General features: G+C 38.1%; 21 protein-coding genes and 1 other RNA gene. 13 read left to right on the top strand and 9 right to left on the bottom strand.

Features of this window, described 5'->3' with window-relative positions; translation table 11 throughout:
* Positions 1-110 precede the first annotated feature (110 nt).
* The 4 genes from H4J56_RS15925 to H4J56_RS15910 all read right to left on the bottom strand — a co-directional run bounded on the left by H4J56_RS15925 (position 111) and on the right by H4J56_RS15910 (position 4,815).
* Positions 111-1,379 (bottom strand): UbiH/UbiF/VisC/COQ6 family ubiquinone biosynthesis hydroxylase, encoded by a 1,269-nt coding sequence (locus H4J56_RS15925; RefSeq protein WP_070374241.1) that lies wholly within the window; start codon positions 1,377-1,379, stop codon positions 111-113.
* Between the two features lie 71 nt (positions 1,380-1,450).
* Positions 1,451-2,674 carry a 2-octaprenyl-6-methoxyphenyl hydroxylase gene (gene ubiH / locus H4J56_RS15920; RefSeq protein WP_182213937.1) on the bottom strand — a complete coding sequence of 408 codons (1,224 nt, stop codon included), beginning with the start codon at positions 2,672-2,674 and terminating at the stop codon, positions 1,451-1,453.
* Between the two features lie 189 nt (positions 2,675-2,863).
* Positions 2,864-4,231 carry a Xaa-Pro aminopeptidase gene (pepP, locus tag H4J56_RS15915; RefSeq protein ID WP_182259589.1) on the bottom strand — a complete coding sequence of 456 codons (1,368 nt, stop codon included), beginning with the start codon at positions 4,229-4,231 and terminating at the stop codon, positions 2,864-2,866.
* Between the two features lie 14 nt (positions 4,232-4,245).
* Positions 4,246-4,815: a UPF0149 family protein gene (locus H4J56_RS15910; protein WP_070374244.1), complete on the bottom strand. Its 570-nt coding sequence runs from the start codon at positions 4,813-4,815 to the stop codon at positions 4,246-4,248.
* Between the two features lie 185 nt (positions 4,816-5,000).
* Here H4J56_RS15910 and zapA point away from each other — a divergent pair, with 185 nt between their 5' ends.
* The 5 genes from zapA to metK all read left to right on the top strand — a co-directional run bounded on the left by zapA (position 5,001) and on the right by metK (position 9,036).
* Positions 5,001-5,309: a cell division protein ZapA gene (zapA, locus tag H4J56_RS15905; protein WP_182222197.1), complete on the top strand. Its 309-nt coding sequence runs from the start codon at positions 5,001-5,003 to the stop codon at positions 5,307-5,309.
* A gap of 92 nt (positions 5,310-5,401) precedes the next feature.
* Positions 5,402-5,583, top strand: a non-coding RNA gene (ssrS, locus tag H4J56_RS15900) — 6S RNA.
* Between the two features lie 481 nt (positions 5,584-6,064).
* On the top strand, positions 6,065-6,766 hold the full coding sequence (locus tag H4J56_RS15895) for an ABC transporter substrate-binding protein (protein ID WP_182213943.1): 702 nt from the start codon (positions 6,065-6,067) through the stop codon (positions 6,764-6,766).
* 103 nt (positions 6,767-6,869) lie between these two features.
* Positions 6,870-7,718 (top strand): glutamate racemase, encoded by an 849-nt coding sequence (gene murI / locus H4J56_RS15890; RefSeq protein WP_220465961.1) that lies wholly within the window; start codon positions 6,870-6,872, stop codon positions 7,716-7,718.
* Between the two features lie 130 nt (positions 7,719-7,848).
* Positions 7,849-9,036 carry a methionine adenosyltransferase gene (gene metK / locus H4J56_RS15885; RefSeq protein WP_182213945.1) on the top strand — a complete coding sequence of 396 codons (1,188 nt, stop codon included), beginning with the start codon at positions 7,849-7,851 and terminating at the stop codon, positions 9,034-9,036.
* Positions 9,037-9,127: 91 nt separating this feature from the next.
* Here metK and H4J56_RS15880 read toward each other — a convergent pair whose 3' ends face one another.
* From H4J56_RS15880 to H4J56_RS15870, 3 genes are all read right to left on the bottom strand, one after another.
* Positions 9,128-10,108 carry a rhodanese-related sulfurtransferase gene (locus H4J56_RS15880; RefSeq protein ID WP_182213947.1) on the bottom strand — a complete coding sequence of 327 codons (981 nt, stop codon included), beginning with the start codon at positions 10,106-10,108 and terminating at the stop codon, positions 9,128-9,130.
* 248 nt (positions 10,109-10,356) lie between these two features.
* On the bottom strand, positions 10,357-13,464 hold the full coding sequence (locus H4J56_RS15875) for an efflux RND transporter permease subunit (protein ID WP_182230157.1): 3,108 nt from the start codon (positions 13,462-13,464) through the stop codon (positions 10,357-10,359).
* A gap of 10 nt (positions 13,465-13,474) precedes the next feature.
* On the bottom strand, positions 13,475-14,659 hold the full coding sequence (locus tag H4J56_RS15870) for an efflux RND transporter periplasmic adaptor subunit (protein WP_182230158.1): 1,185 nt from the start codon (positions 14,657-14,659) through the stop codon (positions 13,475-13,477).
* Positions 14,660-14,898: 239 nt separating this feature from the next.
* Here H4J56_RS15870 and rsmE point away from each other — a divergent pair, with 239 nt between their 5' ends.
* From rsmE to ruvX, 4 genes are all read left to right on the top strand, one after another.
* Positions 14,899-15,660: a 16S rRNA (uracil(1498)-N(3))-methyltransferase gene (gene rsmE / locus H4J56_RS15865; RefSeq protein WP_182213953.1), complete on the top strand. Its 762-nt coding sequence runs from the start codon at positions 14,899-14,901 to the stop codon at positions 15,658-15,660.
* 24 nt (positions 15,661-15,684) lie between these two features.
* Positions 15,685-16,641 carry a glutathione synthase gene (gshB, locus tag H4J56_RS15860; protein WP_070374249.1) on the top strand — a complete coding sequence of 319 codons (957 nt, stop codon included), beginning with the start codon at positions 15,685-15,687 and terminating at the stop codon, positions 16,639-16,641.
* Positions 16,642-16,781: 140 nt separating this feature from the next.
* Positions 16,782-17,336 carry a YqgE/AlgH family protein gene (locus H4J56_RS15855; protein ID WP_070374250.1) on the top strand — a complete coding sequence of 185 codons (555 nt, stop codon included), beginning with the start codon at positions 16,782-16,784 and terminating at the stop codon, positions 17,334-17,336.
* Positions 17,337-17,355: 19 nt separating this feature from the next.
* Positions 17,356-17,790 carry a Holliday junction resolvase RuvX gene (ruvX, locus tag H4J56_RS15850; RefSeq protein ID WP_070374251.1) on the top strand — a complete coding sequence of 145 codons (435 nt, stop codon included), beginning with the start codon at positions 17,356-17,358 and terminating at the stop codon, positions 17,788-17,790.
* Positions 17,791-17,909: 119 nt separating this feature from the next.
* On the opposite strand, the gene H4J56_RS15845 is transcribed toward ruvX, so the two are convergent.
* Both H4J56_RS15845 and H4J56_RS15840 read right to left on the bottom strand, forming a co-directional pair.
* The gene (locus H4J56_RS15845) at positions 17,910-19,037 is read right to left on the bottom strand and encodes a PilT/PilU family type 4a pilus ATPase (RefSeq protein WP_182213955.1); all 1,128 of its coding nucleotides are present in this window, start codon (positions 19,035-19,037) and stop codon (positions 17,910-17,912) included.
* A 427-nt stretch (positions 19,038-19,464) separates the two neighbouring features.
* Complete coding sequence (locus H4J56_RS15840) at positions 19,465-20,508, bottom strand: type IV pilus twitching motility protein PilT (protein ID WP_070374253.1); 1,044 nt, start codon at positions 20,506-20,508, stop codon at positions 19,465-19,467.
* Positions 20,509-20,576: 68 nt separating this feature from the next.
* Between H4J56_RS15840 and H4J56_RS15835 the strand changes: the two genes are divergently transcribed.
* From H4J56_RS15835 to H4J56_RS15820, 4 genes are all read left to right on the top strand, one after another.
* Positions 20,577-21,257 (top strand): YggS family pyridoxal phosphate-dependent enzyme, encoded by a 681-nt coding sequence (locus H4J56_RS15835; RefSeq protein ID WP_182251348.1) that lies wholly within the window; start codon positions 20,577-20,579, stop codon positions 21,255-21,257.
* Between the two features lie 91 nt (positions 21,258-21,348).
* Complete coding sequence (gene proC / locus H4J56_RS15830) at positions 21,349-22,164, top strand: pyrroline-5-carboxylate reductase (RefSeq protein WP_182251343.1); 816 nt, start codon at positions 21,349-21,351, stop codon at positions 22,162-22,164.
* Positions 22,165-22,205: 41 nt separating this feature from the next.
* On the top strand, positions 22,206-22,754 hold the full coding sequence (locus H4J56_RS15825; RefSeq protein ID WP_070374256.1) for a YggT family protein: 549 nt from the start codon (positions 22,206-22,208) through the stop codon (positions 22,752-22,754).
* A 94-nt stretch (positions 22,755-22,848) separates the two neighbouring features.
* Positions 22,849-23,289, top strand: coding sequence for a DUF4426 domain-containing protein (locus tag H4J56_RS15820; protein ID WP_070374257.1), 441 nt, complete (start codon positions 22,849-22,851; stop codon positions 23,287-23,289).
* Positions 23,290-23,314 lie beyond the last annotated feature (25 nt).

Genomic DNA, 23,314 nt, shown 5'->3' with positions numbered 1-23,314 from the left:
CACTTAAAAGACAATCATTAGATAAGTTTTATAAAACAGAGCAAACGTTATTACAAGCTCTTACGGTCATGTCAAAAGCGTTTGCTTAAATGCTCAAAGCAACGTTAATTTTAAAATAACTTGTCTTTGAGTTTTGCAAGTTTAGGTAAATCACTTTTCAAACCCAATGCTTGTTTAATTAAGACTTGCTTAACGGGCTTTAAGTTATTAATTAAAGACAAACCCAGACCTCTCAACAATTTTATAGCGCCTTGTTGAGGCGTAAACACTTGTTTAATTGACTCCATTGCTGCAACCATTTCGGTTGCTTCGGCTTTACGCCAACGCGAATATTCATTTAACAAACGAGTGGTTAACCAAGCATCATTAGGGGATTTTTGTTGGGTTATTTTGTCATTAATAATTTGCGCCAATGATACCGCGTCAAGTAAACCTAAATTAACGCCCTGGCCTGCTAATGGATGAATGGTATGAGCAGCGTCACCAACTAAAGCAATACGCTCTTGAACAAAGCTTTGGGCGATACGCATAGTTAGCGGATGAGTAAAACGTTTACTCTGCAGTTCAATATTCCCTAATTTTCCATCACTTGCTGCCGTTAACGCTTTTGAAAACTCTGCTGGGGTTAAGCCATTTAAACGAATTGCATCTTCGGGGGATGTAGACCAAACAATCGAGCATAAGTCTTGCGTTCCAAGAGCGTCGTTAAGTGGTAGTAGCGCTAGAGGGCCAGTTTCTAGAAAAACTTGCCATGCGGTATTTTGGTGTCCTTGTGAACATTTTACCGTAGCAACAATAGCATGATGATCATAATCACGAAAAGTTAAAGGGAACGCCATTTGACGTCTAACCCAAGAATTTGCGCCATCAGCACCAACCACTAATTTAGCGGTTATTGGCATAGGGTTGCCGTTAGTTGATGTAAAACTAACAAAAGCCTCACTTTCACCAATACTTATATTACTTAAGGTATTCTCAGTATAAAAAATTATACCTTGATCTGCTTGTGCTTTTTGCCAAAGGCTCTGACGTATAACGCTATTTTCAACGATCCAACCTAGCTGTTCATTGGCTGAGGTATCGGCTAAATCGTCACAAGAAAAAAGTAACTTGCCAAAGCCAGCTTTATCCCAAACATGCATATCAGTATAAGCTTGAATACGTTTTTGTTGAATTAATGGCCAAACATCAAGATTATCAAAAATTTGTTTACTGGCGACATTAAGCGCACTAACTCGAACATCAGGCTGTTCTGATAATTCATCCGGCGGAGAAGTGTCAACAATAGCAACGGTTAACTGTGTTTGCTGACGTAGCGCTAAAGCTAAGGTTAAGCCCACCATGCCGCCGCCAACAATTAATACATCAAATTTTTGCATGTTATTCTTCTTAATTTTAAAATGTCTTTACGTTAGGTTAATTGGGTATTTTTTTAACCTTGGTTTCACCCTTAATAACCCATCGTTTTTCTAACGAGGCGACTTTTTAAAGGTGATAAATAATTCATAACTTTCAAACCAACATTACGACCTATAACTAAAGGGGGCAATTTATTTGAAAAAAGTGTCACTAACGAATCGGTTAAACCAATGACTTGCTGATGATCTAACTTTCGTTGCGAGGCATAATGACTTAACAGAGAAAATTGTCCAATGTCTTGATTGTTATTTAAGGCTACTTTGATCAGCTCCACCATTTGCTTAACATCTCTTACACCCAAATTAAAACCTTGTCCGGCAATAGGATGAATAGTGTGAGAAGCATTACCAATAAGTGCCATGCGATGAAAAACCTGTTCATCTGCCATTAATAATTTAAGCGAATATACATCGCGCTTACCCACTTGGGTTATTGCGCCAAGCCAACTACCAAAAGCATTTTCAAGTTCATCTTGGAATTGTTTATCGCTAAGTGCTAGCATTTTATCTGCTTGTTCAGGCGGTAATGTCCATACCAAAGAACAACGACTATCACTTGTTGCGCTCCCCTGTTTTGACAGCGGTAACATCGCAATAGGACCAGTATCAGTAAAGCGTTCAAAAGCCAAATTGTTGTGGGGAATCGCCGTACTTACATTGGTAATAAGTGCCGATTGATCGTAGTGAGACTCTTGCACAGCAATGTTAGCAAATTTTCGACAGGCTGAATGAACACCATCACAGGCTAATAGTAATTTCGCGCTAAGCTTTGCTGTTGAATTAAGCGTCAGTTCAACCTGCTCTTTTTGCCAAGTAATATCGGTTATTTTATCGGGAGTGAACCAAGTGATATTACCTGTTATTTTGTTTTTCTCTTTTAAACTGCTTAATAATGCTTGCCCAAGCAATGACATTTCAACAACAAAGCCGAGTGCATTAACTTGATGATGCTCAGCATAAAGTCGAGCTTTACCGTAGAAGCCTCGATCAGAGATATGAATATTTTTAATGGGCTCGGCTAGGTGCTTTAATTGTTGCCAAACGCCTAAACGTTCTAAATAGGTTGCTGTGCCATGTGAAAGCGCTAACACACGATCGTCAAAAGTTAATCTTGGATCTTCTAATACCGGATTAGCTTCAACAATGGCAATAGACAGTGGCTGACCCTGTTGTTTTTTGCAGTCGATCAAACTCAGTGCCATTAATGCACCAGATAAACCACCACCAGAAATTACGATATCGAATTCTTTTTTCATAGTTACTTTTTTTAGCTATTTAATACAGTCGCTTAAGATAAAGCGTTAAAGTGAAATGCTAAGTTCATTGCCAATTCATCATTGAACTGTGAAATAAAACATTGATTAATGATTGCTGCCTGAATTTAAATACGTAAATCTATGATGACAAGTTCATATGGCAATGTGAATTGACGATAAAAAAGTCAGTTAATTATTCGCAGTCATTAGTTGTTCAATTTCAGCAATTGATTTTGGCGCATTTACCGTTAAGTTTTCATGACCTTGATCAGTTACTGCTATATTATCTTCAATTCTTATTGCTATACCGCGCCACTTTTTATCAACACTATAATCATCAAGTGGAATATAGATGCCCGGCTCTATGGTCATCACCATACCTTGTTCAAACGCTCGACATTGCTCGCGTTTATCATTTGACTGATAATCACCAACGTCATGAACATCTAAACCCAACCAGTGCCCTAAACCATGAATAAAATACTTTTTACAGGCTTTGTCCTCGATTAACAGAGCTAAATTCCCAGACAATATACCTAAACGATGTAAACCTGAAGTTAGGAAGTTATTCACTAAAACATTAAGCTCGGCAAAGGTTGCGTGTGGCTTTATTGCATCAATCGCTAAGTTCTGTGCATCTAGCACGAGTTGATAGACTTCTCGTTGTGCTAATGTGAACTTGCCATTTGCAGGAAAGGTGCGAGTAATGTCAGCCGCATAGCCGCTAAGTTCACCACCGGCGTCAATCAACACCAATTCATTATTTTTCAGTACGTCATCATTGTTAGTGTAATGTAAAATATTGCCATTATCACCACAGGCAACGATACTGCCATAAGCTGGGTGCCTTGCACCATTACTGGCAAATTCATGCAATATTTCCGCTTCTAATTGGTATTCAAATTTACCAATCGCTGACTGTTTCATCGCTCTGGCATGAGCCGCACCGCTAATAATATTTACTTGACGCATAATATCGAGTTCGCCAGCACTTTTGATTAAACGCATTTCTTCAATAATATTTCGACAATCAACCAGTAGTGTCGGTGCTTTTACGCCAAGGCGGCTTTGCGCTTTAACCGCTGACAACCATGCATATATTTGGCTATCTAAGCGGGTACTTTTTCCTTGGCAAAACAACAAGTGACTTTTATCCGCAATATAATCAGGGAGGTATTCATCTATTTCGGTTAGTGGAAAACATTCATCTACACCATAATGCTCTACCGCTAACGTTTGTCCTACTCGCCTACCGTGCCAGACTTCTTGAAGGGCATTTTTCTCAAGGTTAAATAAAATACTTTGTTGATTTTCTTCTCCCTTATCAGCAGATTTAATCAGCACTAAAACAGCATCAGGTTCGTTATATCCCGTTAGATAATAAAAACTTTTATCTTGGCAAAAAGCATATTCGGTATCGTTGCTACGCGTGACTTCTTGTGCAGCGGAAAATATCGCAATAGAATTTTCTGGCATCGAAGCAAAAAATTGAGCACGACGTTGGATGAATTCGGCCAAAGGTAATAAAGTATTTTTAACTAAAGTTGATGTATTCATGACTTGATCTTTTTTTAGTGGACAGTATCTTCTGCGCTTTTACTTTCTGGCGGTGAGCCGAGCTCAGTAAAACACAATAAAGCAGAAATTCTGACATATTCAGCTATTTCAAAATAGGCTTGCTCGGTATCTTCGTCTTCTTCCATTTCGTCAGACAAATTAGAGATTTCAGCAAAATCAATAAGGACTTCTTTAACGTCTTCTGATAATACCGCTTTGTTTTTTTGTTGTAGGCCGAATCCTAAATTGAAGCCTTGTACCCAAACACTTAAGGCATGGCCACGTTCAACTATACTATCGTCATCATCTGGTAACGTTAATTGAAAACCATAAGAGTCATCAATAATGTCATGCCAAACTTTTGCAAACATTGATTTCACCAACGACTTAACGGCACGAGGTAAACCTTCGCCGTTGTTAAACAAGTCATTAATCATCACGATATAGTCCTCACTTTCAAAGGTAAAACCGGCACAAACTAAGCCAGTTAATACCCCATGTAATTCAGCGCCATGGACGGTAATACTTTCTGTTGTAAGAATTGCTTGCACTGAGGCAAAGTCTAAAGAGGTTTCGTTGGACATGTTTTAATCATCAATAAAATGCGTGAGTTAATGCAAGGTATCGTAACATTCACGCTTTTATGATGCTAGAGATTAAAAGGAGAAAACCCTAGAGAACGCTTGCATAGTGTACTGCTCATCGCTATAGTGCTCAGATATGTATATATTACTATTAATTAAGATGTTTTTGTGAGAATAAGCCTGTTATGAGTCAACACTCGGTTACCATTGAAGTTGCTAATAGAAGACTGAAGATTTCATGTCCTAGCGGGCAAGAGTCGTCTTTACTATTAGCCGCTGAAGAGTTAAACCAACGTTTGCTAATAGACAGTAAAACTTGTTCTATAAAGACACCTGAACAATCACTAGTAATGACTGCACTTAACTTATCTAATGATTTATTAGCTGCTCGTAAAGAAATTATCGATGAACGTGCTGCGATGCAAAGTAAAATTGATTTACTACAAGCGACTATCAAACAAGCTGTAATTTCCGAATACCTCAAGAAAGCCTGATTTTTCAGCAACCTCTGTTCACTAAAAAAACAAACAAACTTAAGTTACAAAAAAACACTTAAATCGCTTTGAAAAATTAGCTATACTAATTTCGTCTTCTGGGGTGTTTGTATGTTAACTATGTCCCTGAGCCGATAAGTTTTAACTAAGGAAGTTGATTATTAACTATTGTGCAAGCCCGGCTCGTATCGGGAAGCCTACGGTTGAAATGATACCTCCGCCCTGAACACCCGGTGTTCAGGACTAAAGTCGACTGCGGCACCTTGGAAGCATCCTTTTTATAATCATATTAGACATATTAGGTTTAAACATATTAGGCTTAGACATATTAGGCTTAAACCTGATACCTCCGCGCAGCACCTAACAACACCCAGTGTTCAGGACTAAAGTCGACTGCGGCACCTTGGAAGCATCCTTTTTAAAACCATAGCAGGTTTAAACATATTAGGCTTAGACCTGATACCTCCGCGCAGCACCTAACAACACCCAGTATTCAGGACTAAAGTCGACTGCGGCACCTTGGAAGCATCCTTTTTATGTTCATATTAGACTTATTAGGTTTAAACATATTAGGCTTAGACCTGATACCTCCGCGCAGCATCTAATAACACCCGATTTATCAAATATTATTTATAATGTTATAGCTGAAATAAAGAATAAAAGGCTAACTTACTATATACTTAATAGACTTATTGTTATTAATTAGCTTACTTGTTTATATGCCTATAAAATACCTCTGTGTAATGCTGTTGCTAATGCTGAATACTTCATCAAGTATCGCTAAGCAACTTGTTGTTACTGAGATATTACCGCCCTACCAATTCTATCAAGAGAATACTGCTCTAAGTGGATTCTCCGTAGAAGTCATGCAGGAAATATTCAAAATTACCGGTGATGAAATTGATTTACAAGTATTCCCTTGGGCTCGAGCTTATAAAACCGCACTTAACCAACCCAATACTCTTATCTTTTCACTATCTCGCACCAAAGTTCGAGAAAATCTATTTATTTGGGGCGGTAAATTAATGAGAGAAGATATTTATGCTTGGTGTTTACAAGAAAAATTTAAAACACCCGTCACTGATATAGAGCAACTTAAAAAATATAAATTGGCGGTCACTAATTCGTCAAGTACCGCTCAATATTTTCAGCAACAAGACTACCCCTTTATTTATACTGTCGTTTCACCAGAGCAAAGCTTACAGATGCTCTACCTTAATAGAGTTGATTTTATAACGGGAACAAAGAGCACCTTAGTGGCGCGAGCGAGTAAATTAAATTTAGAGGTAAGTAGACTAAAAAAAATTATACCTCTCTCAGTCGTTAATCATGACTTATATTTTGCTTTTAGTCTAAATAGCGATAAAAAGATTGTCACTAAATATACCAACGCTTATAAAATAATAGAGAAAAATGGCACTTTAGACAAACTGAGAAATAAGTGGCAAGTGCAGTAAACGCTACATACTTAGTAAATAATGGCTAGTGCGCTTTACTTTTATCTAAAAAATCAATATAACAAAGACGAATTTTATCAGTTAGTTAATAACCATAGACAACATGACCCAAAATCATCTAGCCAACAAATCAAAAAAACCACAAGGGCAAGTTTATGCTGACACACCAGCGATCGGTATTTTTGACTCTGGCATTGGTGGTTTGTCGATTGCTAAGTGTATCCATCAACATTTACCCAATGAAAATCTTATTTATGTGGCTGATAGTCAATTTGCACCTTATGGCGATAAGTCGTCAGCAGAAATTATTGAACGGGTAAATAAAATTGCTGACTGGTTGATTCGCCAACAGGTAAAAGCCATTGTTGTTGCCTGTAATACCGCAACAGTTAGCGCTATCGATCAACTGCGTTTAAGGGTTTCAATTCCAATTATTGGCGTTGAACCAGCGATAAAACCCGCTGCGTTGCACAGTAAAACAAAGAAGGTAGCCTTGTTAGTAACAGGGGCAACCGCAATAAATACTCGTTTTCTATCTTTAGTGAATAAGCATAAAAATGGCGCTGAAATTTATATTCAGCCATGCCCTGGCTTAGTAGAGCTTATCGAGCAAGGCCTTCATGAAAGTGAACAGTGCCTTGAAATACTGCATACTTTTTTGCAACCTCTTGTGCAAAGTAATATAGATACCTTAGTCTTAGGTTGTACACATTACCCCTTTGTTCGTTCGCTTATACAAAGAATTGTTGGTGATAAAATTACCATCATGGAAACCGCTCAGCCCGTAACGGATCAACTTACTCGGCAACTGGCAAACCAAGGATTATTGGCAAGTACTCTATCTATTTCACAACAACACTTTTTTAGCTCTAAGGTATCTAAGCAACAAGCCAAATTGATGTCAGTACTTTTTGGTCAGAATGTTACCCTTCAGCAATTTCCTGCTCTATAAATGAACAATTAATAATTATTTTTAGCCGTTTAGCCATCTAGGCGTAAAAAAACTAGAAAATAGTTAATCTTGCAGTTAGAATAACTCCAATTCGAAAATATTTTAAACTATTACATTTTTCTGAGGTTATATGTCTACTCAATTTTTCACTTCTGAATCAGTTTCTGAAGGTCATCCGGATAAAATCGCCGATCAAATTTCTGATGCGGTACTTGATGCTATTATCGCTAAAGATAAGAATGCTCGTGTCGCTTGTGAAACTATGGTGAAAACTGGTGTAGCTATTATTTCAGGTGAAGTTTCTACCACGGCATGGGTTGATCTAGAAGCGATTACCCGTAATGTTATCAGTAATATTGGCTATACTTCGTCTGACGTTGGTTTTGATGGTGAAACTTGTGGCATTATGAATTTAATTGGTCAGCAATCACCTGAGATTGCCCAAGGTGTTGACCGAGCAAACCCTGAAGATCAAGGTGCTGGTGACCAGGGATTAATGTTTGGTTATGCGACCAATGAAACTGAAACGTTAATGCCTGCACCAATATTTTATTCTCATCGTTTAGTAGAGCGTCAAGCTGAAGTGCGTAAATCAGGGGTCTTACCTTGGTTGCGTCCTGATGCTAAATCTCAAGTCACTTTTATTTATGAAGATAATAAGCCAGTAGCGATTGACGCGGTTGTTTTATCAACTCAACATAATCCAGAGATTTCTCAAGAAGATTTGCACGAAGCTGTGATGGAAAATATTATCAAAGCTGTGTTACCTGCCGAGTTATTAACTAAAGATACTAAATACTTTATTAATCCTACTGGCCGTTTTGTTATTGGTGGTCCGGTAGGTGATTGTGGTTTAACGGGTCGTAAAATTATTGTTGATACCTATGGCGGCATGGCTCGTCATGGTGGTGGTGCTTTCTCAGGAAAAGATCCATCAAAAGTTGATCGCAGTGCTGCTTATGCTGGTCGTTATGTAGCAAAAAACATCGTTGCGGCTGGTTTAGCTGACCGTTGTGAAATTCAAATTTCTTATGCCATTGGTATTGCTGAGCCAACGTCAATTTCAATTGAAACCTTTGGTACCGGTAAAGTCTCTGAAGCAAAATTAATTGAATTGGTAAGAGCACATTTTGATTTACGACCATACGGCATTACTAAGATGCTTGATTTGTTACACCCTATGTATCAGATGACAGCAGCTTACGGACATTTTGGTCGTGAACCTGTTGAAGTCACTGTTGGTGATGATACTTTTACTGCATTTACGTGGGAAAGAACTGATAAAGCTGACGCACTTAGAAAAGCTGCTGGTTTTTAGTTTTCACGACTAAACATCAAGGCTCCTAATAAAAAAGCGACTTAATAAGTCGCTTTTTTTATGTTCAAAGGGTAAATAGCAACCTAGCTCATCACGACTTAGTCGACTGTGCTTTTTTGCTGGCAACTTTATCTTTTCGTCGTTGTTCGATAACATCTTGAACATTGCCACCAATATGCTTTTCGCCTCGTTGGTTCGCTAAATTTATTTGACGCTCACGCTCAGCGAAACCACTGCGCTGCTCGTCGGTATACTTGTCATAACAACGATGACAACTCACACCTTTAACATAGTGTTCGCTTTGCATTTCTTCGCTTGTTATCGGGTAACGACAAGCAAAACATTGGTCGTACTGGCCTTGCTCTAAACCATGTCCAACGGCAACACGGCCATCAAAAACAAAACATTCGCCTTCCCACATTGAATTCTCTTGTTCAACTTCTTCTAAATATTTAAGCACACCTCCCTCAAGGTGGTAAACGTCTTCGAAGCCTTGCTCTTTCAAGTAAGCTGTTGATTTTTCGCAACGAATACCACCAGTACAATACATAGCCACTTTTTTGTGCTTATTTTTATCTAAATGTTGGGCAACATATTCTGGAAATTCACGGAACGTTTCAGTCTTAGGGTTAACGGCGTTTTTAAAGGTACCAATTTCAATTTCATAATCGTTACGCGTATCAATCAATAAAACTTCTGGATCTGAAATAAGCGCATTCCAGTCTTTTGGTTTCACATAAGTACCAACGGTTAATAATGGGTCAATGCCTTCAACACCCATAGTAACAATTTCTTTTTTTAATTTTACTTTGCTACGTTGAAAAGGGTTTTCATCAGCATATGAATATTTATGAGAAACATTAATTAAACGTTCATCCGTCTCTAAATGAGCTAAAAGCAGATCGATACTGGCTTTTGTACCTGCAACCGTACCGTTAATACCTTCGTTAGCGAGTAATAACGTACCTTTGATCTCGTTTTCTAACATAACGCTTAATAAAGGTGATTTAAGTTGTTCGAAGTTTTCTAAGCGCACAAATTTATAAAGTGCACAGACAGTAATATTTTGCATAGTAATAATACCCATTGAGCCAGCCAGAACGTAAATCCGGAGCTGTAGATTAATATAAAACCAACACCTGCTACTAGCGATGTTAGTCGAAAGATGCGCATTCTATCAAAAGCGCTTATTTAGATAAAGTACCTCGTCGCTCGCCTTAATTATAAAGTTGTTGTCTATCGTATTATTTAGAGCTAAAAAAAGACTTAACACCACAGTGAAAAGTCTTTTAAAAGGCAAAGTATTTCAATAAAAATTCGTTAACTCGGTGAGCCTTTAAGTTTTTCGCGCAACCTTTGAATAATCATATAGAAATATGGCACAAGTAAAGTACCCAATATAGTAGCAGCTAACATACCTGATAGTACGGTAACACCCAAGAATATCCGGCTACTAGCGCCTGCCCCCGAAGACATAACCAAAGGAATTACACCTAACACAAAAGAGAGTGCAGTCATTAATACGGCTCTAAATCTTAATTTTGCGGCATCAAGCGCGGCTTCCATAATACTTTTACCTGCGGCTCTAAGTTCCATGGCAAACTCAACAATAAGAATCGCGGTTTTAGTCGATAAGCCGATGAGTAGCACTAACCCCACCTGAGCATAAATGTTATTCTCCATGCCCAAGATATACAGCGTTAACATTGAACCAAACAATGCCAAGGGAACCGCTGCGATAACCGAGAATGGTATGGTCCAGCTTTCATATTGCGCCACTAAAAATAAGTAAACAAACAACAATGCTAAGCCAAATAGAACAGGTGCTAAATTACCTGCCTCAATTTCTTGTTTAGACTGCCCGGCCCATTCGAAAATATAGCCCTGAGGTAAGTTTCCAGCTAATTCTTCCATAATAGCTATTGCCTCACCTGATGAATGACCACTCGCTGCTTGCCCAGTAATGTTAGCACTACGATATAAATTAAAGTGTCCGATACTTGTTGGTCCTAAAATAGGTTCTAACTTAGCCAGTGTCGTTAATGGCACCATTTCACCCTCTTGATTACGGACAAAATAGTGACGTAAGTCAGACGGGTCTTTGCGGAACTCTTTTTCTGCTTGAACAGTTACTCTATAAGTACGACCAAACTGGCTAAAATCGTTAATATACATTGAGCCAAGTTGGGCTTGTAAAGTAATAAAAATATCAGACAAAGCGACACCTTGGGCTTTGGCTTTATTTCGATCGACCTCTAAAAAATATTGCGGAACATTAGCGCGGTAAGTACTAAAAACTTGATTTAATTCAGGACGCTGATTAGCTTCATAAATAAGACCATTCATCACTTGCGCCAAATCACTTGGGCTTCTGCCTTCACTATCTTGTAATTTAAATTCAAACCCCGAACTTGACCCTAGCCCAGGAATAGGCGGCGGATTAAATATCATGATTTGCGCGTCTGGTATGGTCCAAAGTTGCCCCATTAAACGTTGAATAACAGCACGTAACGCTAATTCTGGTTCAGTTCTGTCCTCCCAATCTTTTAGCATAATAATGCCTAAACCATTATTAGAACCCGCTCCTCCTAATAATGAAAAACCAGCAACAGTAATCACATCAGTCACCGCAGGATCAGCTTTTATTATCGGCGTTATTTTATCAATAAGTGCTTGTGTTCTATTACTCGATGCAGCATCTGGTAATTGAATATTAAGAAAAACATAACCTTGGTCTTCACTTGGCACAAACCCCGAAGGTACCGACGTTGTTAACCAACCAGTTGCCATAAATAAAACACCAACAATAATACCAACACGAGCGGCGCGTTTTAATAAAAAATTTACCGCTGTGGTATAGCCTCCAGTCATCTTCTTAATACCCCGTTCAAAGGGAATTAACCATTTTATTGGCTTCATATTATCTTTACTTAATAACACCGTACAAAGCGCAGGGCTAAGTGTTAAGGCATTAACAGAAGAAATGATAACGGCAAATGAAATAGTAACCGAGAATTGTTTGTACAGTTCTCCGGTAATACCTGGCATAAAGGCCACAGGAATAAATACTGCTAGTAACACCAAAGTAGTCGCTATAATAGGACCTGAGACTTGTTCCATTGCCTTAGTGACAGCGGCTTTTATTTCAAGTTGCTCTTCTTTAAGGATTCGTTCTACGTTTTCAATAACGATAATCGCATCGTCAACGACTATACCTATCGCCAGTACTAAGCCAAAAAGAGTGATAGTGTTTATCGAATAGTCCATGGCCAACATAAAGGCAAAAGTACCTATTAATGACACAGGTATCGCGATGGTCGGAATAAGTGTTGCTCGCCAATTTTGTAAAAATAAGAACACTACTAAAACTACTAAGACTATCGCCTGAAATAAAGTCACTTTCACTTCGTCAATAGAGCGTAAGATAAACTCAGTGGTATCGTAAGGGATAGCGTATTCAAGCCCTGCAGGAAAACGTGTTGATAGTTTTTCCATTTCCAGTTTAACCAAACGAGCAACTTCTGTTGCATTTGCACCAGGTAATTGATAAATAACTAAGAATGCAGTTTCGTTGCCATTTAAGCGTGCTTGAACACCATAGTTTTGCGATCCTAGTTCTAAGCGTGCAATATCGCACAAACGGACAAAATTACCGTTTGTGCGAGCACGAACAATGGTTTGCCCGAACTCTTCAACCGTTTTTAAGCGCCCTCTTGCTTGAATGGAGTACTCAAATTGTTGGTTAGGCAATGCCGGGCTTGCACCTAACTTGCCAGCAGCAACAATTAAATTTTGTTCTTGAAGGGCTTGTTTTACCTCGGTAACGGTAACCCCTAATGATGCCATACGGTCGGGTCTTAACCATGCACGCATGCTGTAAGTCATTTCACCCATCACACTGGCTTCAGCAACGCCAGGGATACGTCCTAACGGTTCAGTTAGTGAATTAGTCGCATAGTTACTTAAAAACAATTGGTCGATTTCAGCTTGTTTTGAAAATAAATTGATCGCCATTAACATCGAGCTAGACTTTTTCTTAACCGTAACCCCCAAGCGTGTTACTTCTGAAGGCAATGCACTTTGAGCCAATGCGACACGATTTTGCACATTGACCTGTGCCATATTGTCATCGATACCGACTTTAAAAAACACGGTAATGGTTGCTGAGCCATTATTTGAAGCGGTTGATTCGATGTACATCATATCTTCGACACCATTGATTTTTTCTTCAATGGGACGAATAACTGACTCTTCGACAACTTGCGCACTCGCACCTGGATACACCGCAGTAATTTGCACTTGTGGTGGTGTTATTTGTGGGTACATATTAACGGGTAATAAGCCCATAGCAATGATGCCTGCTAAGGTGATAACAATTGAAATAACAAAGGCAAACTTGGGGCGATGAATAAACGTTTTACTGATCATAGCAGTCCCCTTATTGGGCTAAAAAGTCAGAAATAATACCGGTAAATGGATCAATACTTTTAGCTACGGGTTTAACTTCAACACCATTTCTGACTTTTTGTAAACCTTCGACAATAACCCGCTCGTTGGCGTTAATACCTGATTCAACCACCCACATTGCATTAATTCTTCGCCCTAAAGTAACCAGACGCTGTGAAACTTTATTATCTTCGCCAACAACAAGGACAAATTTTCCTTGTTGGCTTTCCTGTACAGCGACCTGAGGCACTAAGGCCATTTGTTCTTTTTTCTTACCTTCTATAATTAAAGTAAGAAATAAACCGGGCACAATAATACCATCAGGGTTATTAAATATTGCGCGTAATTCAACCGTTCCCATGCCTTGATCTATTTTTGTTCCGGCAAACGTTAACAGGCCCTTTTCACTATATTGAGTGTTATTAGGTAAAAGTAAGGAAATATCAATCGATAAATCTTCAGGCTTTTGAGTGTTTTTATGTTTTTGTAAATAAGAAACATATTCGCTTTCTTCTACTTGAAAACTGACATACATAGGATCTGTTGCTGTTAATGTCGCCAGTGTGTTACTACTTGGGCTGATAATCGTGCCAATACTATAATTTACTTTGCCAATACGTCCTGAAAATGGCGCTTTAATAACGGTGTAACTTAAATTCAACTCAGCGTTTTCTAATGTTGATTGGGCGACCTGCACTGATGCCCTTGCTTGTGAATCATTAGTTATTAATTTATCGAGATCAGATTGAGAAATATAACCTTGCCCTGCGACTTCACGCCCACGTTTTAAGTCTCTTGCAGCACCATTAGCACCAGCGACTTTACTGGCTAAATCGGCTTTTGCTGACTCTAAAGAAACTTGGTAAGCCGCGGGATCAATATTAAGTAACACTTGAGATTTTTCAACAATAGAGCCTTCACTAAAGTTACGATCGATTAACTCACCTTCAACCCTAGCGCGTAAGTCAACTTCTTTTGACGCAACTGAACGAGCAACAAATTCACGGTAACTACCAATTTCATTGACCTTTATTTGATAAACAGAAACAGCGGGAGCAGGAGCTGCTATTTTAACTTGTTCAACTTGTCCACAACTTATCACTGTAAAAGTCATCACTGATAAAAGACTAACGCGAAATAAAATAGGTTGAAAAGCTTGCTGATATTTTGTGAACATCTATGTTCTCCGTTTAGTGCTAACAGCACGTGACAAAACTACTATTAAGAATAAATTGCTAAAGAATATATTATTACATGTGATGATAGTTAATTCAGTCTGAAAATGTATTTAAACATTGAAAACACCTTATGCTTTTTTTAAATAGCCGTTTTTACGCTATTTTATAAAATCATAATTGAAATATGAGCAAGTCGCCCTTATATTTCTTGATAAGATAATAAAAAATATTAATAAAAATGAGCAATCCTAGAATTTTTCAGCAACAATCATTTTCTGTTGGCGACACTATTACTTTAAGTGAAGATGCCTTTGGCCATACCATAAGAGTTCTGCGTTTAAAAAGTGGTGATGATTTAACCCTTTTTAATGGCGAATTAAACCAAGGTGTACTTGGCGATTATCAAGCTGAAATAACTGACGTTAGTAAAAAAAATGCCCAAGTCATTATAAAATCGTTCAGCGAAAAAAATGTTGAATCACCATTAAATATTCATTTAGGGCAAGGTATTTCACGTGGCGACCGAATGGACTTTACCTTACAAAAATCGGTGGAGCTGGGTGTTAACACCATTACCCCGCTATTTACCGAACGTTGCGGAGTAAAGCTAAACGGCGATCGCTTACAGAAAAAAATAGACCAATGGCAAAAAATAGTGGTCAGTGCTTGTGAACAAAGTGGCCGTTGTTCGGTCCCTATTGTTATGCCTGCTGTTTATTTAGATGAATGGCTAACTCAACAAACTGCTTCATTAAAACTAAATTTACACCCAAAAGCGCAATACTCAATAATGAATTTGCCTGAAAAAAACATAAATGATTCAAATCAGCGAGTGCGTTTACTTATTGGTCCAGAAGGCGGTTTAAGTGACGATGAAATTAAACGAGCCAATCAAGCCTCTTTTGTTGATGTTTTATTAGGACCAAGAATATTAAGAACAGAAACGGCAGCATTAACGGCAATTACCGCATTGCAATGCCGCTTTGGCGATATTAATTAGTAACGAACACATTAGGAAATAAAGATGACAATTAAACTTGGCGTAGTAATGGACCCTATTTCACAGGTCAATGTAAAGAAAGATTCATCTATGGCGATGATGTTCGAAGCTCAAAAGCGCGGTTACGAAATTTATTACATGGAAATGAAAGATTTATACCTTGATCAAGGACAATGCCGTGCCACAGCACAAAAATTAAAGGTTTTTGACGATCCTCAACATTGGTATGAACTAGACGAAGTAAACGACATAGCTGTTTCAGAACTTGACGCGGTTTTAATGCGTAAAGATCCTCCTTTTGATACCGAATTTATCTACGCGACCTACATGCTTGAGCGCGCAGAAGTTGAAGGCACATTAATTGTAAACAAACCACAAAGCTTGCGTGACTGTAACGAAAAACTTTTCACCGCTTGGTTTGCAGAGTTGACACCACGTACCTTAGTGACACGTAACAATGATAAAATTCGTGAATTTCATCAAAAAGAAAAAGACATTATTATTAAGCCACTTGATGGCATGGGCGGTGCGTCAATTTTTCGTATAAAAGAAAATGATGCTAATGTCGGTGTTATATTAGAAACACTCACCAACCACGGTAATCAATACGCCATGGTGCAAGAATTCATGCCTGAAATTAAAGATGGTGATAAACGTATTCTTATTGTTAACGGTGAACCTATGCCTTATTGCCTTGCACGTATCCCTGCACAAGGTGAAACGCGTGGTAATCTAGCTGCCGGTGGCCGTGGTGAAGCAAGACCCCTTAGTGCTACCGATAGGTTAATTGCTGAAACTATTGCACCAGAATTGAAGAAACGTGGTCTATACTTTGTTGGGTTAGATGTTATTGGTGACAAAGTTACCGAAATTAACGTTACCAGTCCCACCTGTATCCGAGAAATTGAAGCTGCATATCCTATTAATATCAGTGGAAAATTAATGGATGCAATAGAAGAAAATATTCGTCCTAGAGTATAAATATTTTAGTTATATTTTTTACCATTTAAAGTTATGAGTCTCTACTAGCGGTGATCCTTTGAAATAAACGATCACCATACCTCTATAAAAACAATGATACATAGAGTTTTTTTAAAACTTAAAGTGTAAAAGGTGATGGTATGGAAAGCTTAGAAAATCAACTATTAATTGCAATGCCTGCATTAGACGATGCCTATTTTAATAAAACCGTAACTTATATTTGTGAGCACAATGAAGAAGGCGCTATGGGTCTTATTATTAACTTACCCGTTAATGTGACTTTAAACGAATTGCTCATCCAGATAGATGCTAAAAAAGAACAAGCACCTGAGTTAGGTCAACAAGTGCTAACCGGAGGTCCTGTTTCTCAAGACCGAGGTTTTGTTCTACATAGCCCACAAGATTGCTGGAAACAATCGTTATCGCTAAGTAAAGAGGTCATGATCACCACCTCTAAAGATATTTTAATGGCGTTAGGGACAGAAGGTGCGCCTGAAAAATATATGGTTACCTTAGGTTATGCTGGTTGGGGGCCTGGTCAATTAGAAGAAGAAATAAAAACTAACGCCTGGCTTTTAACCCCTGCTGATGGTGATATTGTTTTTAATACACCGATTGAGCAGCGCTGGAAAAAAGCCACAGAAAAACTAGGTATTGATATGGCTCATTTATCTACGGATATTGGCCATGCTTAACAACATTGAGGAATAATAAGTGTCAAAAGATGTCGGCCAACGCACCGTTTTAGGTTTTGATTTTGGTAAAAAATATATTGGCGTTGCTGTTGGCCAAGAAATGACCGGAAGTGCCTCTCCTTTAGGCTCGATTAGAGCTAAAGAAGGTATTCCTAATGAGATGGAATTAACAAAATTTATTAAAGAATGGCAACCTGACTATTTAGTAGTGGGATTACCCTTAAATATGGATGGTAGTGAGCAACAATTAACCCTTGATGCCAAAAAATTTGGTAACCGCTTATCGAATAAATTCGCCCTGAAGGTAGAATTTCAAGATGAACGTTTAACCACAGCAGATGCCAAAGAACGTTTATTTGCCGCAGGAGGCTATCGTAATTTAAAAAAGGATAATATTGATGCTGAGTCAGCAAGATTAATTATTGAAAGCTATTTTGAAACGCTTTACGACTAGAAAATAGCAATATAGTCAAACCACATAAAGCTCATGCGTCAAGTGGTTTGACTATCTATTGTTACACGGTTCAAGAAACTTAGCTTAACACCTAGCAATGTTTCTTAAGTATCTGTTAACTAAATATCTTTAGGGCCAAAACCGTCAATGGTCACGCCACTTAATGCACCGGTGCCTCCTTGCTCATTACTGCGCAACTTAATCATTAAGCGTAAATCATTAGGTGAATCAGCATGATGCAATGCATCAGCATAGTTTATTGAGCCTTTTTGATACAACTCAAACAAAGCACCATCAAAGGTCTGCATGCCAAGTTCTTTAGACTTTTCCATCACTTCTTTAATACTACCAATATCACCTTTTTTAATAAGTTCAGCGATATAAGGCGAGTTAAGTAAGATCTCAATCGCCGCAACACGCCCGTTACCGTCGCAGGTAGGGATCAGTTGCTGAGCGATAATACCGCGTAAATTTAACGCTAAATCAAACAATAACTTGCCATGTTGATCGGCAGGCACTAAATGCATAATACGGTCAATCGCTTGGTTAGCATTATTTGCATGCAAGGTTGCGATACATAAGTGCCCGGTTTCAGCAAAGCTTAACGCATGTTCCATGGTTTCTTGGTTACGGATCTCACCAATTAAGATAACATCGGGTGCTTGGCGTAATGAGCTTTTTAAGGCCGCATCGAAACTTTCAGTGTCTAAACCAACCTCTCGTTGCGTTACCATACAACGCGCATGTTCATGAACAAATTCAACAGGGTCTTCAATGGTAAGAATATGGCCACGCGAATTTTTATTACGATAGCCAATCAATGAAGCCATTGATGTTGATTTACCCGTACCCGTGCCACCAACAAAAAGTACTAAACCGCGCTTTGACATGACTACATCTTTTAAGATTGGCGGTAAACCGAGTTCGTCAGCATCAGGTATTTCTGTGACGATACGTCGGACAACCATACCTGCCATATCGCGTTGCCAAAAGGCTGAAATACGGAAGCGGCCAATGTCGTCAATTGAAATGGCAAAGTTACATTCTTTTTCTTCAGTAAATTGCTTTTTCTGTTTATCGTTCATTGCGTTATGAACAAGAGCTAACGATTCATCGCTTGTTAAAAGGTGATCATCGATTGCTTGTAACTCGCCATTTACTTTGGCGCTTACCGCAAGCTTAGCGGTAACAAACATATCAGAGGCACCTTCTTTTACCATCTTTTGTAATAAGTCATGAAAATTCATTGATCTTTCTCTTATCTTTTAAACCGTAATGTGAAGTAATAGACACCTAGGGTTTGAGCTAGTTTTAAAAACCTCTAAATTGATTTTTATCAACTGCTTTTTCCATCGCATCCTGTTTAGTTATTAGGCCTCTATTCACTAGACCTTGTAGACAATAGATACCCATGGTTTGACCGTGCTTTAAAAGCCTCTAAATTGATTTTTATCCACTGCTTTTTCCATCGCATCTTGTTTAGTTATCAGGCCTCTATTCACTAGACCTTGCAAGCAATAGATACCCATGGTTTGAGCTGGCTTTAGAAACCTCTAAATTAGAAGCCTCTAAATTGATTTTTATCCACTGCTTTTTCCATCGCATCTTGCTTAGTTATTAAGCCTCTATTCACTAGACCTTGCAAGCAATAGATACCCATGGTTTGAGCTGGCTTTAGAAACCTCTAAATTGATTTTTATCCACTGCTTTTTCCATCGCATCTTGCTTAGTTATTAAGCCTCTATTCACTAGACCTTGCAAGCACTGATCCATGGTTTGCATACCATGAGACATACCGGTTTGAATGGCACTGTACATCTGCGCTATTTTGTCTTCACGAATTAAATTTCTTATTGCAGGAACACCTAACATTATCTCATGAGCGGCAACACGACCCCCACCCACTTTTTTAATCAAGGTTTGTGAAATAACCGCACGAAGTGATTCTGATAACATTGAACGCACCATAGATTTCTCTTCACCGGGGAAAACATCAATGATACGGTCGATGGTTTTTGGTGCAGAGGTTGTATGTAAAGTACCAAAAACTAAGTGGCCGGTTTCCGCCGCTGTCATCGCTAAACGAATGGTTTCTAAGTCGCGCATTTCACCAACAAGAATAACATCAGGGTCTTCACGTAAAGCACTGCGCAGAGCAGCTTCAAAACTTAGTGTATCGCGATGAACCTCACGTTGGTTTATTAAACATTTTTTGTTTTCGTGAACAAACTCAATAGGATCTTCAATGGTAAGAATATGATCGTGTTTGTTGTTATTAATATAATCGACCATAGCCGCTAAAGTGGTTGATTTACCTGAGCCTGTTGGGCCCGTGACTAAAACTAAGCCTCTAGGTATATCAGAAATTTCACGAAAGATATCAGGACAGCCTAAATCATCTAAGGATAATATTTTGCTTGGAATAGTACGAAATACCGCTGCAGGGCCACGATTTTGATTAAAAGCATTGACACGAAAACGTGCTAAATTTGGCACTTCAAAAGAAAAATCGACTTCTAAATTTTCTTCATACTCTTTGCGTTGACGATCATTCATAATATCATAGACCAGAGCATTAACATCTTTCTCGTCAAATGCTGGGATATTGAGTTTACGTACGTCACCGTCAACACGAATTGAAGGCGGAGTGCCTGCAGATAAATGTAGATCAGATGCATTATTTTCCACACTAAAGGCAAGTAATTCGGTAATATCCATAAAAAGACCTCTTAATAATTATTTTTTATAATATAAAGTAAGTTGAAACTAAATTGACACAAAACAATATGACACCCATTAAAGATAATCTTGCTAAGATAAATCTGCAAATTTTTAATGCTTGCGAGCTAGCAAAACGTCCATCTTCACAGGTGACCTTACTCGCGGTAAGTAAAACCAAAACTAGTACCATGATCGAACAAGCTTATTTAGCGGGCCAACGAGAATTTGGTGAAAACTATATTCAAGAAGCCGTTGAAAAAATAGCAGAATTACAAAGTTTGTCAGACATTACTTGGCATTTTATTGGTCCTATACAGTCAAACAAAACACGATTAATTGCTGATAACTTTGCTTGGGTACATAGTGTTGACCGCATTAAAGTAGCAAAACGCCTTAATGATCATAGGTCTAGCCAAGATACTCCCCTCAACGTTTGTTTACAAGTCAATATTAGTGGCGAAGAAAGCAAGTCTGGCATAGCCGTTAAAGATATTAAAGCGTTAGTTGATTGTATTGAGCATTGCCCACATTTAACCCTTCGCGGCTTAATGGCTATCCCTGAGAAAAATGCCTCTGAACAAAGTTTTGAAAAAATGCAGCAACTTTATACGCAATTAAAAAAAGAACATCCTAGTATGGATACTTTATCGATGGGCATGTCAGGTGACTTGAGTGACGCTATTGCCAAAGGTTCGACTATGGTCAGAGTTGGCTCAGCCATTTTTGGCGCTAGAGAAGATAAATAGTTATATTCGGATACAATCTATTTCACTTTCTTTAAGTATAATTCGTTACAATAGTTAAAATATTCACATTCTTATTTATCATAGGTATTTCATGACAAAAATTGCTTTTATTGGCGCTGGTAACATGAATGGCGCAATTATTTCTGGCTTAGTAAACACAGGCTTTGCCAATCAAGATATTATCGTATCAAACCCTTCACCTGAGAAGCGACTGGCTTTACAAGAGCAACTTGGTATTAAAGAAACAGCAGACAATATCGTTGCGGCTAATTTTGCAGATTTTATTGTACTTGGTGTTAAACCTCACTTTATTGCTGAGGTTTGCCAAAAAATCAGCCAAGAAATTGATATTAGCAACAAGTGCTTTATTTCCGTTGCTGCTGGCTGCACTGTTGCACAAATGCAAAAAGCCTTAGCTAAACCTTGTGGCATTATTCGTACTATGCCCAATACCCCCTCGCAGATTGGTTTAGGTGTTACTGGTTTATATGCCGACGAAAATGTTAATACTCAACAAAAACAGGTTGCCGAAGAACTAATGAGTTCGGTAGGTATTATCAAGTGGTTAGCCACTGAAGATGAAATTGACAATATTATCGCAGTTTCTGGCTCAGCGCCTGCCTATTTCTTTTTGTTTATGGAAGCAATGGAAAAACAAGCGATAGCGTTAGGTTTTTCAGCAAAAGAAAGCCGTGAATTAGTGCAGCAAACCGCTTTAGGTGCTGCGCAAATGGTGGTAAACAACGATATTCCAATCAGTGAATTACGCGCTAAGGTCACCTCAAAAGGTGGTACAACCAATGCTGCTATTAATTCTTTTATAGATGATGGTTTGGATAAAATAGTAACAAATGCAATGAACAGTGCATTGCATCGCGCTAAAGAAATGGCGCAAAATAACGTTTAATACGTTTGAATTTTATTAATTATTAAGTTTTGGAGAAGTAGATGGAAGCCATTAATTATTTGCTGAGCTTTGCCTTTGACGCATTATTAATGTTGTTAGTTTTACGTGTATGGTTACAATTGGTCCGTGCTGATTTTTATAACCCGTTAAGCCAGTTTATTGTAAAAGTTACCAACCCAGCCGTTATTCCGCTTCGCCGCGTTATACCTGGTTTTGGTGGTATTGATGTATCAACATTGTTGTTAGCTTTTGCCGTAGCAGCGTTAAAGTTTATTCTTATCCCATTACTTAATGGTGGAGATATCAATATTATTTCGGCGCTATACTTAGGTCTTATTTATTTAATTAAACAAACGGGTGTATTGCTATTTATGTTAATGCTCGTTATGGCATTAATGAGCTGGGTAGTTCAGGGTTATAACCCTACGCAAGCTATCTTCCAGCAGTTAACTGAACCGTTTTTAAAACCGATAAAACGTATTGTACCCAGCATTGGCGGTTTAGACTTATCTATACTTATTGCTTTCTTATTACTAAACGTAATTAATATTTTCCTATCTGGCGCCATTCCAGGTTGGGCAATGCTATAATAACGTAGAAACAATAAAACAGGTTTTGTAATAATTTGGCTATAAAACCTGTCTTATTAAATGTATGGATCATTAAAACAAAAAGGAACACATTATGAAAAATATCTTTCAAACCTGTTTATTTATTATTTTAGTTTCATTGACCCTAGTCAGTAACGTTTTTGCTGAAAACATGAAAAAATTGGGTTCGATGCAAGTTCATTATATGGCAATAAATGCCACATTTTTAACACCAAAAGTAGCAAAAGCTTATGATATTGAACGTAGTCGTTTTAACGGTTTAATTAATATTTCGGTTTTAGACGATACTAAACCGTCAACGCCAGCTAAAGCAGTAACTATTCAAGGAAAAGCTCGAAATGATATTGGTCAAATCAAAACCCTTGAATTTGACGAAGTAAAAGAAGGTGATGCTATTTATTATTTAGCACAAGTTAATTACACCAACGAAGAAACCTTTTACTTTGATATCACCATTAGTGACGGCAAAGAAACCCACCAGCTTAAATTCAAACAGAAATTTTATGTTGATTAATCACTAATTGCATACAAATAATTAA

This window comes from Colwellia sp. BRX8-4, from assembly GCF_014077345.1.
In the GTDB taxonomy this organism is placed as follows: domain Bacteria; phylum Pseudomonadota; class Gammaproteobacteria; order Enterobacterales; family Alteromonadaceae; genus Colwellia_A.
The sequence above is the reverse complement of the archived record's forward strand: the minus strand, read 5'-3'. Positions and strand labels throughout refer to the sequence as shown.

Coding starts and splice junctions, on each gene's coding strand:
- H4J56_RS15925 (WP_070374241.1), bottom strand. CDS start 1,379: ATGCAAAAATTTGATGTATTAATTGTTGGCGGCGGCATGGTGGGCTTA.
- ubiH (WP_182213937.1), bottom strand. CDS start 2,674: ATGAAAAAAGAATTCGATATCGTAATTTCTGGTGGTGGTTTATCTGGT.
- pepP (WP_182259589.1), bottom strand. CDS start 4,231: ATGAATACATCAACTTTAGTTAAAAATACTTTATTACCTTTGGCCGAA.
- H4J56_RS15910 (WP_070374244.1), bottom strand. CDS start 4,815: ATGTCCAACGAAACCTCTTTAGACTTTGCCTCAGTGCAAGCAATTCTT.
- zapA (WP_182222197.1), top strand. CDS start 5,001: ATGAGTCAACACTCGGTTACCATTGAAGTTGCTAATAGAAGACTGAAG.
- H4J56_RS15895 (WP_182213943.1), top strand. CDS start 6,065: ATGCTGAATACTTCATCAAGTATCGCTAAGCAACTTGTTGTTACTGAG.
- murI (WP_220465961.1), top strand. CDS start 6,870: ATGACCCAAAATCATCTAGCCAACAAATCAAAAAAACCACAAGGGCAA.
- metK (WP_182213945.1), top strand. CDS start 7,849: ATGTCTACTCAATTTTTCACTTCTGAATCAGTTTCTGAAGGTCATCCG.
- H4J56_RS15880 (WP_182213947.1), bottom strand. CDS start 10,108: ATGCAAAATATTACTGTCTGTGCACTTTATAAATTTGTGCGCTTAGAA.
- H4J56_RS15875 (WP_182230157.1), bottom strand. CDS start 13,464: ATGATCAGTAAAACGTTTATTCATCGCCCCAAGTTTGCCTTTGTTATT.
- H4J56_RS15870 (WP_182230158.1), bottom strand. CDS start 14,659: ATGTTCACAAAATATCAGCAAGCTTTTCAACCTATTTTATTTCGCGTT.
- rsmE (WP_182213953.1), top strand. CDS start 14,899: ATGAGCAATCCTAGAATTTTTCAGCAACAATCATTTTCTGTTGGCGAC.
- gshB (WP_070374249.1), top strand. CDS start 15,685: ATGACAATTAAACTTGGCGTAGTAATGGACCCTATTTCACAGGTCAAT.
- H4J56_RS15855 (WP_070374250.1), top strand. CDS start 16,782: ATGGAAAGCTTAGAAAATCAACTATTAATTGCAATGCCTGCATTAGAC.
- H4J56_RS15845 (WP_182213955.1), bottom strand. CDS start 19,037: ATGAATTTTCATGACTTATTACAAAAGATGGTAAAAGAAGGTGCCTCT.
- H4J56_RS15840 (WP_070374253.1), bottom strand. CDS start 20,508: ATGGATATTACCGAATTACTTGCCTTTAGTGTGGAAAATAATGCATCT.
- H4J56_RS15835 (WP_182251348.1), top strand. CDS start 20,577: ATGACACCCATTAAAGATAATCTTGCTAAGATAAATCTGCAAATTTTT.
- proC (WP_182251343.1), top strand. CDS start 21,349: ATGACAAAAATTGCTTTTATTGGCGCTGGTAACATGAATGGCGCAATT.
- H4J56_RS15825 (WP_070374256.1), top strand. CDS start 22,206: ATGGAAGCCATTAATTATTTGCTGAGCTTTGCCTTTGACGCATTATTA.
- H4J56_RS15820 (WP_070374257.1), top strand. CDS start 22,849: ATGAAAAATATCTTTCAAACCTGTTTATTTATTATTTTAGTTTCATTG.